Below are 14,479 nucleotides of genomic sequence, written 5' to 3' on the forward strand. Positions count from 1 at the left end.
GGAGAGACGAATGAGCGAAGCGGAATCAGCCGCGGCTGCGGCAGAAGACGGCCGGACCGCCACCGGCCGGGCAATATCCGAATACGCTTCCTCCTGCCCGGCGGAATCAGGCCCGGCGGAATCAGGCCCGGCGGTTCCCGCCCGGTACGCCCGCCAGCTTGCGCTGCTTGGCGCTTCGGGCCAGGAGGCGTTGAGGCGGGCCACGGTACTGGTGGCCGGAATCGGCGGTCTTGGCGGAACGGCGGCTCTGTATCTGGCCGCGGCGGGCATCGGCAAGCTGATCCTGGCCCATGAGGGCGTGATTGCCGAACCGGACCTGAACCGCCAGATTCTGATGGACACCGCCCATCTCGGACTGGAGCGGATGGAGACCGCCGTTTCGCATCTGCGGCGCCTCAATCCCGGGGTGGAGATTGAGGGCTACAATGCGCGGATTACGGAGGACCAGTCCCGCTCCTGGGTGGAGAGCGCCGACATTGTCATCGACGCCCGGTATGATTTTCCGGAGCGCTATATCTTGAACCGCCTCTGCGTTCAATCGCGCACACCGATGATCGAAGCCGCCATGTACGGCTTTGAAATCTCGCTGACCACCGTTGTTCCCGGCGAGACGCCTTGTCTCGAATGTCTCTATCCGCAGGGAATGCCGCCTTGGGAGCCCCTCGGATTTCCGGTTCTCGGGGCGACTTCCGGCATGGCAGGTTGTCTGGCCGCGCTGGAAGCCGTAAAATGGATAACAAGGGTAGGGACGACCTATATGAACGTGATGCACCGTTTCCATTCGCTCGACTTTACCTCCTACAGCGTCCGTCTCACCCGGAATCCGAATTGCGCTTGCTGCGTAGAAGGAGGCTGACCGTGAAGAAGCTCAGACTGTGCGATACGACGCTCAGGGACGGGGAACAGGCTGCGGGAGTTTCATTTACGAGGGCGGAGAAGCTGAACATTGCCCGGATGTTGTCAGAATGCGGCGTTGAGCAGGCGGAAGTGGGCATTCCGGCCATGGGCCGGAAAGAACAGGAGGATATCGCGGAGCTGGCAGCGCTGAATCTGCCGATGAAGCTGATGACCTGGAACCGGGCCGTCCCGGGCGATATCGACAAGGCGCGGGAGACGGGAGTAGCCTGGAGTCATATCTCCATTCCCGTCTCCGCCGTTCAGCTCCAAGGCAAGCTGGGTCTGACGCCCGCCGAGGGACTGAACAAGCTGCTGCGGGCGTGCGAATACGGGCTTCGGCGGGGAATGACGGTATCGGTAGGCATGGAGGATTCCTCCCGGGCCAGCCTGCCGTTCCTGGCGGAGCTGATCCGCGCGCTCTACAAGGAAGGCGTGCGCTGGTTCCGGTACGCCGATACGGTGTCCGCGCATCATCCCGGCCAGATGGCGGAGCGGATCGCCGCGCTTCTGGGCGAGGTTCCGGGAGACATCGAGCTGGAGGTGCACTGCCACAACGACTTTGGCCTGGCGGCGGCGGTAACCTTGAGCGGCATCGCCGCAGGAGCCACCTGGGCCAGCACCACGGTGGCCGGAATCGGAGAACGGACCGGCAATGCGGCCATGGAGGAAGTGGCGCTGGCCTGGCGCTGCCTCTACGGCGGCGAGACGACGGTCCGGGCAGAGCTGCTGAAGCCTCTGGCGGACTATGTGATCGCCGCTTCCGGGCGGAACGTCGGCGATGCCAAGCCGGTCGTCGGCCGGCTGGCGTTCACGCACGAGTCCGGCATTCATGTGGACGGGCTGATGAAGGACCCCGCCACGTATCAGATGCTGCCTCCGGGAGACGTCGGCCGGGAACACTGCTTCGTTCTCGGCAAGCATTCCGGAACGGCGGGAGTCGAGCATGCGCTTCGGCTCCTCGGGGCGCAAGCGGACGGGACGGAGTCGGCCCGGCTGCTGGAGCGTGTCCGGGATTATGCGGAGCGGCAGAAGGCGAACGTGCCCGAGCCGCTGCTGCTGGAATGGCTGGAGGAAGACCGCCTGTCCCAGAAGGACGCGGTGTGAAGGAACTTCGGACAGATCCGGTAATTCGATTACCGGGAAATCGGATGTCGAGCCGGCCGGTCAGGGTCTCCCTGTCGGCCGGCTTTTTGGTATAAACGGAAATCGCCGCAAAACGAAGAGGAACTGCCGTTATCCCCGCGCTGCTCTGTGGTAAAGATATAATAATGTGTCTTCGGCCGGCTTCGGCCGGACTGCGCCCAGAACTCAAGGAAAGCGGAGGACTCCTATGAATCCGAAATGGTGGAAGGAAAGCATCGTATACCAGATTTATCCGATCAGCTTCATGGACTCGAACGGGGACGGCATCGGCGATCTGCGCGGGATTGTCTCCCGGCTCGACTATCTCAAGGATCTTGGCGTGGACGTGATCTGGGTATGCCCGATCTATAAATCGCCGAACCATGACAACGGCTATGACATCAGCGATTACCGGGACATCATGAAGGAATTCGGAACGATGGACGATTTTGACCTGATGCTCCGGGAAATCCACGCCCGCGGCATGAAGCTGATGATGGATCTGGTGCTGAACCACACTTCTCACAAGCATCCCTGGTTCATCGAGTCCCGCAAGTCGAAGGACAACCCGAAGCGGGATTATTATATCTGGCGCAAAGGCAAGAACGGCGGACCCCCGAACAACTGGGAATCGTATTTCAGCGGTTCGGTCTGGGAATACGACGAAACGACGGATGAATATTATCTGCACCTCTACTCCCGGTTCCAGCCCGACCTGAATTGGGAGAATCCGAAGGTGATCGGAGAGCTGCATGACATGGTGGCCTGGTGGCTGCGTAAAGGCGTGGACGGCTTCCGCTTCGACGCCATCGCCCATATCGTCAAGGCCGTCGGCCTGCCCGACGCCCACAACCCGGACAACGCCAAGACGGTGCGCGCCTACGAGATGTTCTCGAATCTGGAGCATGTTCACACGCTGCTGCAGAACCTGAACGACAAGGTGCTGTATTACTACGACATTATGACGGTTGGCGAGACGTCCGGGCTCGGGCCGGAGCAGGCCCTCGATTATGTCGGGGACGGACGCAGGGAGCTGAACATGACGTTCCAGTTCGAGCATATGTTCCTGGATGCGGCTTCGGCGGGCAGCGGCAAGTGGGACGTGGTGCCGTGGAACCTGCTGGAGCTGAAGAAGATTATCAGCAACTGGCAGACGACGCTTCACAACCGGGGATGGAACGCCAACTATCTCTGCAACCATGACCAGCCCCGGTCCGTCTCCCGCTTCGGCGACGATGTGAAATTCCGGATCTCCTCCGCCAAAATGCTGGCAACCTTTCTGCTGACGCTTGAAGGCACGCCTTATATTTATCAGGGGGAAGAAATCGGAATGACGAATGTCTCCTTCGAGTCGATCGACGATTACCGCGATGTGGAGACCCTGAATTACTATGAAGAACGCCGCAACAGCGGCGTCCCGCATGAGGAAATCATGAAGTCGATTCATCTCAAAAGCCGGGACAACGCCCGGACGCCGATGCAGTGGAGCGCGGAGGAGAACGGAGGCTTCACCACGGGCGAGCCCTGGATCAGCGTCAACTCAAACTATGCGGAGATCAACGTCGATCAGGCGCTCCGGGACCCGGAATCGATCTATTATCACTATAAGAAGCTGATTGCGCTGCGCAAAGAGCATCTGGTCTTTGTGTACGGCGAATACAAGCTGCTCCTTCCGCTTCACATGGAGATTTATGCGTATACGCGGACTCTGGAAGACCAGCAGGCGCTGGTCGTTCTGAATTTCTTCGACCGGCACCCGGTGTTCGGGCTCCCGGCCGAACTGGACGCGGAAGGGTGGCAGCTGCTGATCAGCAACTGCCCGCAAGAGAAAGGCGAGGATCTGCGCAAGCTGCCGCTGCGGCCTTACGAGGCCCGGGTCTATCTGCGGAATCTGCCGAAGGCGGCAGGTACAGACGACACGGATGAAGACAAGGCCGGCGCAACGCAGGAGCGCCAGGAAGAGCAGAAGGAAGAGCAGAAGGAAGAAAGTAAAGAAGAACAGATGGAACAGCGGAAAGAAGAAAGCAAGGAAGAACGTAAGGAAGGCATGTCGTAAACGGACGCCGCTCTCCCTTTGCAAAACGGCGCGTCTATTCGGGGGCCGGATCAAGGCTGCAAGGCCTTGAGTCCGGCCTCCTTCGCGCCGGAAGGGATGAAACGTGATATTCGTGCTTGGTGTTTGCCGCTGTGCAGAGTACAATAAGCGTTAAACTTAGTGGATCTACATAGAGAGCGCGGCCAGGCGGACGGCGGCGGAAGGAGAGAACGGGATGAGCGAGTGGTATGAGGAGAGCTTTGGCGAGGACTATCTGATTGTATACCGGCACCGGGATTTCGGCGGCGCGCGGCGGGAAGTCGAGACGATGATCGGCTGGCTGGACCTGCCGCAGGGAGCGAAGGTGCTGGATCTGTGCTGCGGGATGGGCCGTCATTCGCTGGCGCTGGCGGAGGCCGGCTACGAGGTGACCGGCGTCGATCTGTCGGAAGCGCTGCTGCGCGAAGCGCGGGCGCAGGAGGGAGCGGACCGTGTGGCCTGGGTCCGGTCCGACATGCGGAAGCTGCCGCTTGGCGGCGGTTTTGACGCGGTAGTCAATCTGTTCACGTCCTTCGGCTACTTCGAGGAGGATGCGGAGCACCTGAAGGTGCTGGGAGAAATTCGGCGGATGCTGAAGCCGGGCGGGCGGTATATTATTGATTTCTTGAGCCCGGAATATGTGGCGGCGCATCTGGTGCCGCATTCGGTCCGGGAGGACGGCGAGACGCTGATCGACGAGCGGCGGCGGATCGGGGACGGTTATGTCAAGAAGGAGATTACGTTGACAGCGAGAGCCGGAGGCGAGCCCCGGCACTATCTGGAGCGGGTGAAGCTCTATGACCTGGAGAAATTCAGCGCCCTGATCAAGGAAGCGGGGCTTGTGATTGATCAGGTGCACGGAAGCTACGACGAGGAGGAATACCGGGGCGCGGAATCGCCGCGGATGATCTTCGTCGGAAGAAGGCCATAATGACGCGGCCGACGAAGCATCCGGAAGGAATGGAAGCCCGAGCGGGAGCGGGCCTGCCGCCGGCGCAGGGGGAACGTCCGGCTGCGCCGGCACCGGGTGAAGTGACCGCCGTGGCCGAGGGCATCCGGCGGCTGTCGGTGCCGATGCTTCCGCCGCTCCGGCAGGTGAACGCCTATCTGCTGGCGGAGCCGGACGGCGGCATCAGCGTGGTCGATCCCGGACCGCGCAGCCCGGAAGCCGAGGCGGTATGGGATTCGGCGCTGGCGAAGCTCGGCCTGGTCTGGCGGGATATCCGGCAGGTGATGGTGACCCACCATCACCCGGATCACTACGGCCTGGCGGGCCTGATGCAGTCGCGGAGCGGCGGCTGCCCGGTCTATATGTCCGCCCGGGCCGCCGCCGAGGCGGACCTGATGTGGGGCCCGGCGGCGGAGATGGACCGCCGCCTGCCGGCGTTCTTCCGGCGGCACGGCATGCCGGAAGAATGGACAAGCCGGCTCGCGGAGCATCTCGCCGGCTTCGTCCCCCAGGTCACGCCGCAGCCGGACGTGACCACAGATGCCCTTCCGCCCGAATTCGGCGGGCGGAAGTGGCGGGTGCTGGAGACCGGCGGGCATGCGCCGGGGCACCGGTCCTTCTTCAGCGAGGCCGACGGGCTGGTGCTGTGCGGCGACGCTGTGCTGCCGCGCATCTCGCCGAACGTCAGCCTGCTGCCGGGCAGCGACGCCCAGCCGCTGCTGCGCTACCTAGACGGCCTGCGCGAGCTGGGCTGTCTGCCGGCGCTGCTGGCGCTGCCCGGTCACCGCGAGCCGTTCCACGGCTTCGCGGAGCGGACGGCCAGCCTGCTGCGCCACCACGAGGAGCGCCTCGACGAGACCGAGGCGCTCCTGGCAGAAGGACCCCGCACCGGCTGGGAAGTGTGCGGGGGATTGTTCCCGCCGGGGCGCGCGGCGGGCATTCACCAGCTTCGCTTTGCGATGAGCGAGACGCTCGCGCATCTGGCCGAGCTGGTCCGCCGCGGCCGGGCGGAGCAGGCGGAAGGAGAGACTGTCTTTTTTCGCTTGGGATGACCGGATTCACTGATCTTCCATATCTTCCAGATTTGAATTGACATTCCAGCAAGCACATGATATGGTGAGTGGCATTAGGCATTCCGTCTTTAGAGACGGGGTGCCTTGATCTATTTTTATGGTGTTTTTACATTTAAAGTCATAAGGGGGTGTCCGTCGTCGGGAATTCAAAGGAGAAGAATTATTATATGTTCTTTCTGTGCCTGTCTTCGATTTCAACGGCTGTAATCGTCGTGGCAGCCCTTGTTTATATAGCGATGTACGCTGCCGGCAGAGGGTAGATCTGAAGCGGAGGGAGAGACGAAAAGGGAATACGGGCATGTCGCCGTTCGGCTGGCCGGTGGCTTCTCCGGCCAAGATCCGAGAATCGCCTGCGCCGAGATCAACGAGAAGGGCGAATTCAGCATTATCGACAGAGCTTAGCGCCCTGCTCTTTGCATCTCACAAGCAGCGTCAGGTATACTGGAGCAATATCAGCGTAAATGGAGGTCTGAGCGAGATGTCTTCAACTTTGAAAGTCGGTATTGTAGGGTACGGCAATCTGGGCCGAGGGGTTCGGATGGCCCTTGAACAGAATTCGGATATGGAACTGGTGGCGGTCTTTACGAGACGAGACCCGAAGACCATGGAGCATGAGGAAGGTCTGCGGTTCGAGCATGTCTCGGCCATGGAAGCTTATCGCGGCGAGATCGACGTGATGATTCTGTGCGGCGGGTCGGCGACCGATCTGCCCGAGCAGACTCCGGCTGCCGCTTCGCTGTTCAACACGGTGGACAGCTTTGACACCCATGCCAAAATCCCGGCGTTCTTCGGTGCCGTTGACGAAGCGGCCCGGAAATCGGGACAAGTGAGCGTCATCTCGACGGGCTGGGACCCCGGATTGTTCTCGATGAACCGGCTGCTGGCCGAAGCGATTCTGCCTCAAGGCAAGGAATACACGTTCTGGGGCAAGGGCGTCAGCCAAGGCCACTCCGACGCTATCCGACGGGTGCCGGGAGTTAAAGCGGGCGTTCAGTATACCGTTCCGGTGGAAGCGGTTATCGACCGGATTCGTTCCGGCGAGACGCCGGAGCTGGCCACCCGCGAGAAGCATACCCGCCATTGCTATGTCGTGGCTGAAGAGGGCGCGGATCTTGCCGCGATCGAGCGGGAGATTGTGACGATGCCGAATTACTTTGCGGATTACGACACGACCGTCACGTTCATCACGGAGGAAGAGCTGAAGCGCGAGCACAGCGGCATGCCGCACGGCGGGTTCGTGATCCGCAGCGGCGAGACGGGCGAAGGAACGAAGCAGCTTGTAGAGTTCGGACTGAAGCTGGAGAGCAATCCCGAGTTCACGGCCAGTGTGCTGGTAGCTTATGCGAGAGCTGCCGTCCGGTTGAACCGCGAGGGCGCAAGCGGCGCCAAGACGGTATTTGATATTCCGCTGGGCTACCTGAGCCCGAAGAGCACCGAAGAGCTGCGGAGAGAGCTGCTCTAATCGGGACCACCCCGGCCTAACCCGATCAGGATCAGGACAAGCGTATCCGGCGCAAAAGAACAGCCCGGCGCGGTCCAAGTCATCCTCTGACTTGGACCGCGCCGGGCTGTTTGGGCTGTGAGCGGGTCCGGGCCGCTATTCCTGCGGCTCCTCCCCGGTGACGGCCGCCTCATCCGCCCTGCTGCCCGCCTTCGGAGCAGAGGCGGCTTCCAGTTCTTCCGGCTGATGCGGGAGGCCCAGATCCTGCTCCCGCTCCGCCTGCTTGCGGTGAGCGATCCGGCTGCTTGCCGCGGCCGCGACAGCGCCGACGATATCATCGAGGAAGGTATGGACTTCCCCGGTGCTTTTGTCGTTCAGCCTCTCCAGTACGCCCGGCTTCAGCTTATCGACATACCCGTAATTGGTGAATCCGATGCTTCCATAGACGTTGACGATGGAGAACGCCAGAATCTCGTCCACGCCGTACAATCCCTCATCGTTCTCGATCATATCCTGAAGCGGCGGGAAGAGCTTGCCTTCCTCCGCCATGACATCCAGCTGGATGCCGGTCAGCACCGCGTTCTGCACTTCGCGCTTGCTGAGCACCATCTCGACATTGTGCACGCACTCTTCCATGGTCAGGGAAGGGTAATACTTCCGCTGCAGCAGCATGACAAGCTCTGCGATTTCTTCTACTCTCACTCCGCGTGTATGCAGCCAAGCCTTGGTCGCCTGCGCGACGGCTTTGCTGTTCAGACTGTATGGCATTTTGGCCTCACCCATGAATATCACCCCAGGTCGCGAATTAGTAGCGGTAGTCCGTAAGCAAATTGTACGTGTACCGGAAGTATTTGTCGAGCGGCGTTCCCTTATGCGCCGTTCCTTTGCTTGGCGGCGGTGAAAGGGCGTACGGTTTTTTGGAGACCGGCGGGTCTTTTTCATCCCGGGGGCTCGTATACATAGCAGTACAACCCGTACGAAACGGATGTAATGAAAGGGGCCAAGAGACCATGAATCATCGCAAGAAAATGATTGGCATTTCCGCCGCCTGTCTGCTGGCGGTGCCGCTGACCCTGTCGGGCTGCAGCCTGTTCGGATCGGAGAATGCCTCCGCCATTGACCCGCCGCCCGCAGAAGTGGAGGCGCAGATGCTCCAGACGGCGGGCGGAGGCGAGGCCGGCGTCTTCTCTTCCGCAGACGGAAGCGCTCCGGATTCCACGGTCGCCGCTGCGGGAACCGGGGAATCGGCAGCTCCGACCGCTGACGAGACCGGCGCCCTTCCGGCCAGCGCTTCCGTGACAGAGGACGGAAGCGGGGGACCGGCAAGCCCGGCCTCGAAGGAGGAGGAGCCGCGAACCGCTGTATATCTCCAGAACGACAGCGGCCTCTTGGCTCCGATTGCGCTCAAGCTGCCGGGTTCGGGAAGCGCGGATGCGCTGAAGCAGTCGCTGGAAGCTCTGGTCGAAGGCGGCGCTTATGCCGCTTCCCTGCCTCAAGGCTTCCACGGCGTTCTTCCTGCCGGCACTGTCATCAAGAATGTGAGCGTGGATAAAGGGACGGCTGTGGTCGAATTCGGGGGCAGCTTCACGGATTACCGCGCGGCGGATGAACGCAAGGTGCTGGAGGCGGTGGCCTGGACGCTTACGGGAGAAGACGGCGTCAGCGGCGTCCGGCTCATGCTGAACGGCAAGAACCTGACGGAAATGCCGCTGCTGAAGACGCCGCTGGACCGGCCGCTGACGCGCAGCCTCGGCATCAATCTGGAGAAGAAGGGAATGACGACGAATTCCAGCGCGGTCACCGTGTATTTTGCCTCGGTAACGCCGGAAGGCGAGTCCTACTATGTGCCGGTGACCCGGTATGTCGATCCCGGACACGATCCGCTTCAAGCCGCCATGCAGGAGCTGATTGCCGGTCCCGATGCGGGAGACGGTCTGGAGAGCGTCCTGACTTCGGGTACGAAGCTGGAGTCGGTCCGCAAAGAGCAGAACGGCGTCGTGAATGTGGCGCTGACGGACGATATGTTCGGCGACACCGACGCGGTTCCGGCGGAATTTCTGGAATCGGTCGTGCTGACGCTCTCCCAGAATGCCGACGATTCTCTGGTCCAAGTCCGCTTGAACGGCAAGGAGACGGTCAAAGGCAGCGACAACGTCGATTACGGCCAGCCGGTGTCGGCGCCGCAGTATATCAACGAGCTGGCGCTGTAGAACAGGCCGGCGGACCGCCCATTCCCCGAGGAATGGGCTTGTTCCGTTGGGCGGTCCGGATGGAAGAAGGTGCTTTTGCGTCCGCACTTTGGTAGAATGAACCGTGCATCACCAAGATCGCTAACGATAAGCAGGAGGCATAACCTATGAGAGCAAACGGGCGGAATGAGGAACGGATACGGCCGATCACGATTACGACCCAGGTCAATAAATACGCGGAAGGCTCGGTTCTGATCGAGATGGGAGACACGAAGGTAATCTGCACGGCGACCGTGGAAGAGAAAGTACCGCCGTTTCTGAAAGGGCAGGGCAAGGGCTGGGTCACAGCCGAATATTCCATGCTGCCCCGTGCAACAGGCACGCGCAACCAGCGGGAAGCGGCCCGCGGCAAGCTGACGGGACGGACGATGGAGATTCAGCGGCTGATCGGCCGGGCTCTTCGGTCGGTCGTCAATCTGCAGGCGCTCGGAGAGCGCAGCATCACGCTGGACTGCGACGTTATTCAAGCCGACGGGGGAACCCGGACGGCGTCGATCACCGGGGCGTTCGTGGCCTTGGTCTACGCCGTGGACCGGATTGCCGTCCAGCACAAGCTGCCGGTCTTCCCGATCACCGATTATCTGGCAGCTGTCAGCGTCGGCATTGTCGGCGGCACCCCGCTGCTGGATCTGTGCTATGAGGAAGACTCCAAGGCGGCTGTCGATATGAATGTCGTGATGACCGGCAGCGGCGAATTCGTCGAGCTGCAGGGCACCGGCGAAGAGCGTCCGTTCTCGCGCAGCGAGCTGAACCGGCTGCTGGAGCTCGGCGAATCCGGGGTGCTGGAACTGATTGAAGCCCAGCGCAGGGCGCTTGGAGCCTTGGAACTCAAAATCGGCTCAAACCGGCCGTCGCGGGAGGCGTGAAGCATGGAGAAACTCCGGAACCTTCTCATCGTAGCGACCCGCAATGAGGGCAAAGCCCGGGAGTTCCGCCATGCGCTGGAGCCGCTCGGACTGGAGGTTCGCAGCCTCGCCGACTATCCCGGTCTGCCCGAGGTGGAAGAGACCGGATCGACCTTCGCAGAGAATGCCCGGCTGAAGTCGAAGACGATTGCGGAGGCGCTGGGCCTGCCGGTGCTGGCCGACGATTCGGGGCTGTGCGTGGATGCGCTGGAGGGCCGGCCCGGCGTATACTCCGCCCGCTACAGCGGGGCCGGAGCGACCGACTCCTCCAACAATGCGAAGCTTCTCGGCGAGCTGGAGAAGCTGAAGCAGGGCGAAGATACGGACCAGCCTCTGCTGAGTCCGGCCCGCTTCGTCTGCGCCCTGTCGCTCTATGATCCCGCCGACGCAAGCGAACTGACGGCGGAAGGCTTCGTGGAGGGCTGGATCACTTCCGAGCCCGCCGGGGGCGGAGGCTTCGGATACGACCCGCTCTTCTACCTGCCGGAGTACGAGAAGACGATGGCGGAGCTTACGCTGGAGGAGAAGCAGGCGGTCAGCCACCGCGGCGCCGCACTGCGTGCGCTGACGGATAAGCGGGCCGGGCGCAGGGGTTAAGCCTGGCTGGCATGTGCGGCACGGCAGGCGGATATTTTTCAGGATTCCAAGAGAAGCTAAGGATGGGATGCGGCCGGGCAACCGGCCGCTTTTTTTGATGAAAGAACGGAAGCTTCGGACAACCTTTTGCACGGGAAGGCCGCTTGCGGTAAAGTAGGGGGGAGAGAAACCAACAGGCAAGGGAGTCGAAGCACAATGACGAATAAACCCGTTTCCCCTTATGTAGAAGCGCTTGGTCTTGAACCCCATGTAGAAGGCGGATGGCACCGGGAACTGTGGAAATCCTCGGTTCAGATTTCCCCGGAGCTGCTGGGCGAAGCTTATTCCGGTCCGCGTCCCGCGGCCTCTTCGATTTATTTCCTGCTGCATCCGGACGAGTTCTCCGAGTGGCATCAGGTGCTGTCGGACGAGCTGTGGCTGTGGCATGCCGGAAGCCCGCTGAGTCTTCGTCTCGGCGGAGACGGCGATCAGCCCGGCGAGGTGACGGAACTGGTGCTGGGCCTCGATACGGCGGCCGGACAGCAGCCGCAGGCGCTGGTGCCGGCCAAGGTCTGGCAGTCGGCCTATCCGCTCGGAGACGAGCCGGTGCTCGTCTCCTGTATCGTAGCGCCGGGCTTCCATTATGACGACTTCCGGCTGATCGGCAAGCCGAAGGCATGATTTTTTGGCGCGGAACTGCTTGAACGGACGGCAGCGGTGTTAAGGGATGGTAGGACAGACAGAACTAAATTCGAATTCGGGAGGACTACCCCTATGAGTACATTCAACGGGCCGTTTACCGGCGGACCTACATTAAACGACGGATTCACAATGCCTTGGCTGGGACTGGGCGTCTGGCAGGTCGGCGACGACGAGGCTGCAAGCGCGGTACGGACGGCCATTGAGCTGGGCTACCGCAGCATTGATACGGCGGCGGCCTACAAGAACGAGGCCGGCGTCGCGCAGGGCATTCGAGATTCGGGTGTGGCCCGGGAGGAGCTGTTCATCACCACCAAGCTGTGGAACAGCGATCAAGGCTACGAAGAAACGCTGAAGGCATTCGAGGAGAGCCGCCGGAAGCTGGGACTGGAGCAGCTTGATCTCTATCTGATCCACTGGCCGGTCAAGGACAAGTACCGCGAGAGCTGGAAGGCGCTTGTCCATCTCCAGAAGGAAGGGCTCGTCAAGTCCATCGGCGTCAGCAACTTCCAGCCGCACCATTTGAACGAAATCATCGAGGACACCGGCGTCGTTCCGGCCGTAGACCAGGTCGAGTTCCATCCGCTGCTGAGCCAGCGCGATCTGCTGGCTTATGCCAAGGAGCGGGGAATCCAGCTGGAAGCCTGGAGTCCGCTTATGCAGGGCCATCTGGACCTGCCGCTGCTTCAGGAGCTCGCCGCCAAATACGAGCGGACGCCGGCCCAGATTGTGCTGCGCTGGGATATCCAGCAGGGCGTTATCACCATTCCGAAGTCGGTACACGAGAAGCGCATCCGCGAGAATGCCGGCATCTTCGACTTCACGCTGAGCGACGAGGACGTTACGGCGATCGAAGGGCTGAACAAGAACAGCCGCTTCGGCCCGGACCCGGACAACTTCAATTTTTAAGCTATATTATTCCTGTTAACAAGCGGAGATGCCCGGCATCTCCGCTTGTTTTAGTGCAGGAATGTGTAAGTTCGGACGGTTTCCTTACAAATTCCTTAGATCCCTCCTTTACACTGGCTAAGCAGAAAGGGAGGATATTAAATGACGGATCTGATTTTGTACACCGAGAATTTATGTAAGAGCTACAACAGACAACCGGCTCTGGAGCATGTCTCGCTGGCGGTTCCCCGGAACTCGGTCTATGGGCTGCTCGGGCCTAACGGCGCGGGGAAGTCAACGACGCTGAAGATGATGGCGGGTATGCTGCGGCCGGATTCTGGGCGAATGGTCTATCAGGGCCACGACTGGAGCCGGAAGGATCTGAGCGAGATCGGCGTCTTGATTGAATCGCCTCCGCTGTATGAGAACCTGACGGCCCGGGAGAATCTCAAGGTGCGGACCCTGGCGCTGGGTCTGCCGGAATCGCGGATTGCCGAGACGCTGGCGCTAGTCGATCTGGCCCACACGGGGAAGAAGCGTGCCGGGCAGTTCTCCATGGGCATGAAGCAGCGGCTCGGCATCGCGATTGCGCTGCTGAATCATCCGAAGCTGCTCATCCTTGATGAACCGACGAACGGACTTGACCCGATCGGGATTCAAGAGCTGCGCGAATTGATCCGGTCTTTTCCCGCGCAAGGGATCACCGTCATTCTGTCAAGCCATATCCTCTCCGAAGTGGAGCAGGTGGTCGATCAGATCGGGATTATCGCCGGAGGACGGCTGGGTTACCAGGGCGCTGCGCCGTATGGCGCAGAGCTGGAGGCCTTGTTCATGCGGGTGGCTGCCGCGAACCGGGGGGCGGGTGACGTTCATGCTGATGCTGCGGCTTATTAGCGCGGAGCGCCTGAAATGGCGGCGCACCTTCATTCCTTGGCTGATCTGGATCGCACCGCTGTTCACGCTGGCGCTCTGCGGCATTCTCATGGGCGGACGGTATTTTCAGACAGGGGCCTATAACTGGTGGTACACGATGCTGCTTCCCGGAGCATTGACCCTGACCTGTTCACTCGCCATGCAAAAGGACACGCAGATGAAGTGCCGCGCTCTGCTCGCGCTGCCCCTTCACCCGCAGTCCCACTGGTCCGCCAAGACCGCCGCTGTCACCGGCTGGCTCCTGTTCACCAGCCTGCTGTTCTTCGTCGGCATCTCAACCGGCGGCTGGCTGTTCGGCTCTTCCATACCGCTGACGGACAGCGCGGCCGGCAGTCTGCTGATCTTCCTGACCCTTCTGTGGCAGATCCCGCTGTGTCTGTTCCTGTCCGCACGCCGGGGACTATTCGCCGCCGTACTGGTAAATATGGCCTTGAACGTTGCAGGCGTGGTCACGTTTGACATAGGAGGGCTGTGGGATTTCATGCCCTATACGATTACGTTCCGGCTGATGTGCCCGGTGCTCGGCATTCTGCCGAATGGGCTGCCGGTTCCGTCGGACAGTCCATGGAACAGCACGAACATGATTTTGCCGAGTGCGCTGGTCTCGCTCGCCTGGTTCGCCTTGCTCTTCTTCCTTACCGGGCGGAGCTTCAGCAAGCAGGAGGCGAAGTAG

At 61.2% G+C, this 14,479-nt stretch carries 14 protein-coding genes; 13 read left to right on the forward strand and 1 reads right to left on the reverse strand.

Annotation, left to right across the window (positions count from 1 at the left end):
• The first annotated feature begins 10 nt into the window (after positions 1-10).
• The 6 genes from RBI05_RS12785 to RBI05_RS12810 all read left to right on the forward strand — a co-directional run bounded on the left by RBI05_RS12785 (position 11) and on the right by RBI05_RS12810 (position 7,577).
• The gene (locus tag RBI05_RS12785; protein ID WP_310551378.1) at positions 11-856 is read left to right on the forward strand and encodes a HesA/MoeB/ThiF family protein; all 846 of its coding nucleotides are present in this window, start codon (positions 11-13) and stop codon (positions 854-856) included.
• A 2-nt stretch (positions 857-858) separates the two neighbouring features.
• A complete protein-coding gene (locus tag RBI05_RS12790) occupies positions 859-2,001 on the forward strand; it encodes a homocitrate synthase/isopropylmalate synthase family protein (RefSeq protein ID WP_310551379.1) in 1,143 nt (380 codons plus the stop codon).
• 226 nt (positions 2,002-2,227) lie between these two features.
• Positions 2,228-4,075 (forward strand): glycoside hydrolase family 13 protein, encoded by a 1,848-nt coding sequence (locus RBI05_RS12795; protein ID WP_310551380.1) that lies wholly within the window; start codon positions 2,228-2,230, stop codon positions 4,073-4,075.
• A 214-nt stretch (positions 4,076-4,289) separates the two neighbouring features.
• Positions 4,290-5,024 (forward strand): class I SAM-dependent methyltransferase, encoded by a 735-nt coding sequence (locus RBI05_RS12800; protein WP_310551381.1) that lies wholly within the window; start codon positions 4,290-4,292, stop codon positions 5,022-5,024.
• Positions 5,024-6,094, forward strand: coding sequence for an MBL fold metallo-hydrolase (locus RBI05_RS12805; protein WP_310551382.1), 1,071 nt, complete (start codon positions 5,024-5,026; stop codon positions 6,092-6,094). Before RBI05_RS12800 ends, RBI05_RS12805 begins: the two co-directional genes overlap by 1 nt.
• A gap of 499 nt (positions 6,095-6,593) precedes the next feature.
• Positions 6,594-7,577, forward strand: a complete 984-nt coding sequence (locus RBI05_RS12810) for a diaminopimelate dehydrogenase (protein WP_310551383.1) — start codon at positions 6,594-6,596, stop codon at positions 7,575-7,577.
• A gap of 135 nt (positions 7,578-7,712) precedes the next feature.
• On the opposite strand, the gene RBI05_RS12815 is transcribed toward RBI05_RS12810, so the two are convergent.
• Complete coding sequence (locus RBI05_RS12815) at positions 7,713-8,339, reverse strand: phosphatidylglycerophosphatase A family protein (protein WP_310551384.1); 627 nt, start codon at positions 8,337-8,339, stop codon at positions 7,713-7,715.
• Between the two features lie 227 nt (positions 8,340-8,566).
• Between RBI05_RS12815 and RBI05_RS12820 the strand changes: the two genes are divergently transcribed.
• The 7 genes from RBI05_RS12820 to RBI05_RS12850 all read left to right on the forward strand — a co-directional run bounded on the left by RBI05_RS12820 (position 8,567) and on the right by RBI05_RS12850 (position 14,479).
• Complete coding sequence (locus tag RBI05_RS12820) at positions 8,567-9,766, forward strand: GerMN domain-containing protein (RefSeq protein WP_310551385.1); 1,200 nt, start codon at positions 8,567-8,569, stop codon at positions 9,764-9,766.
• A 146-nt stretch (positions 9,767-9,912) separates the two neighbouring features.
• Complete coding sequence (rph, locus tag RBI05_RS12825) at positions 9,913-10,671, forward strand: ribonuclease PH (protein WP_310551386.1); 759 nt, start codon at positions 9,913-9,915, stop codon at positions 10,669-10,671.
• A 3-nt stretch (positions 10,672-10,674) separates the two neighbouring features.
• Complete coding sequence (locus RBI05_RS12830; RefSeq protein WP_310551387.1) at positions 10,675-11,307, forward strand: XTP/dITP diphosphatase; 633 nt, start codon at positions 10,675-10,677, stop codon at positions 11,305-11,307.
• A gap of 195 nt (positions 11,308-11,502) precedes the next feature.
• Positions 11,503-11,967, forward strand: coding sequence for a cupin domain-containing protein (locus tag RBI05_RS12835; protein WP_310551388.1), 465 nt, complete (start codon positions 11,503-11,505; stop codon positions 11,965-11,967).
• A gap of 93 nt (positions 11,968-12,060) precedes the next feature.
• On the forward strand, positions 12,061-12,894 hold the full coding sequence (locus RBI05_RS12840) for an aldo/keto reductase (protein ID WP_150458987.1): 834 nt from the start codon (positions 12,061-12,063) through the stop codon (positions 12,892-12,894).
• A gap of 141 nt (positions 12,895-13,035) precedes the next feature.
• Positions 13,036-13,767 carry a lantibiotic protection ABC transporter ATP-binding protein gene (locus tag RBI05_RS12845; RefSeq protein ID WP_310551389.1) on the forward strand — a complete coding sequence of 244 codons (732 nt, stop codon included), beginning with the start codon at positions 13,036-13,038 and terminating at the stop codon, positions 13,765-13,767.
• Positions 13,745-14,479 carry a lantibiotic immunity ABC transporter MutE/EpiE family permease subunit gene (locus RBI05_RS12850; protein WP_310551390.1) on the forward strand — a complete coding sequence of 245 codons (735 nt, stop codon included), beginning with the start codon at positions 13,745-13,747 and terminating at the stop codon, positions 14,477-14,479. The genes RBI05_RS12845 and RBI05_RS12850 overlap by 23 nt, the downstream gene beginning before the upstream one ends.

The organism is Paenibacillus glufosinatiresistens (assembly GCF_031470375.1).
Lineage (GTDB): Bacteria > Bacillota > Bacilli > Paenibacillales > Paenibacillaceae > Paenibacillus_AQ > Paenibacillus_AQ glufosinatiresistens.

Coding starts and splice junctions, on each gene's coding strand:
- RBI05_RS12785 (WP_310551378.1), top strand. CDS start 11: ATGAGCGAAGCGGAATCAGCCGCGGCTGCGGCAGAAGACGGCCGGACC.
- RBI05_RS12795 (WP_310551380.1), top strand. CDS start 2,228: ATGAATCCGAAATGGTGGAAGGAAAGCATCGTATACCAGATTTATCCG.
- RBI05_RS12800 (WP_310551381.1), top strand. CDS start 4,290: ATGAGCGAGTGGTATGAGGAGAGCTTTGGCGAGGACTATCTGATTGTA.
- RBI05_RS12805 (WP_310551382.1), top strand. CDS start 5,024: ATGACGCGGCCGACGAAGCATCCGGAAGGAATGGAAGCCCGAGCGGGA.
- RBI05_RS12810 (WP_310551383.1), top strand. CDS start 6,594: ATGTCTTCAACTTTGAAAGTCGGTATTGTAGGGTACGGCAATCTGGGC.
- RBI05_RS12815 (WP_310551384.1), bottom strand. CDS start 8,339: ATGGGTGAGGCCAAAATGCCATACAGTCTGAACAGCAAAGCCGTCGCG.
- RBI05_RS12820 (WP_310551385.1), top strand. CDS start 8,567: ATGAATCATCGCAAGAAAATGATTGGCATTTCCGCCGCCTGTCTGCTG.
- rph (WP_310551386.1), top strand. CDS start 9,913: ATGAGAGCAAACGGGCGGAATGAGGAACGGATACGGCCGATCACGATT.
- RBI05_RS12830 (WP_310551387.1), top strand. CDS start 10,675: ATGGAGAAACTCCGGAACCTTCTCATCGTAGCGACCCGCAATGAGGGC.
- RBI05_RS12835 (WP_310551388.1), top strand. CDS start 11,503: ATGACGAATAAACCCGTTTCCCCTTATGTAGAAGCGCTTGGTCTTGAA.
- RBI05_RS12840 (WP_150458987.1), top strand. CDS start 12,061: ATGAGTACATTCAACGGGCCGTTTACCGGCGGACCTACATTAAACGAC.
- RBI05_RS12845 (WP_310551389.1), top strand. CDS start 13,036: ATGACGGATCTGATTTTGTACACCGAGAATTTATGTAAGAGCTACAAC.
- RBI05_RS12850 (WP_310551390.1), top strand. CDS start 13,745: ATGCTGATGCTGCGGCTTATTAGCGCGGAGCGCCTGAAATGGCGGCGC.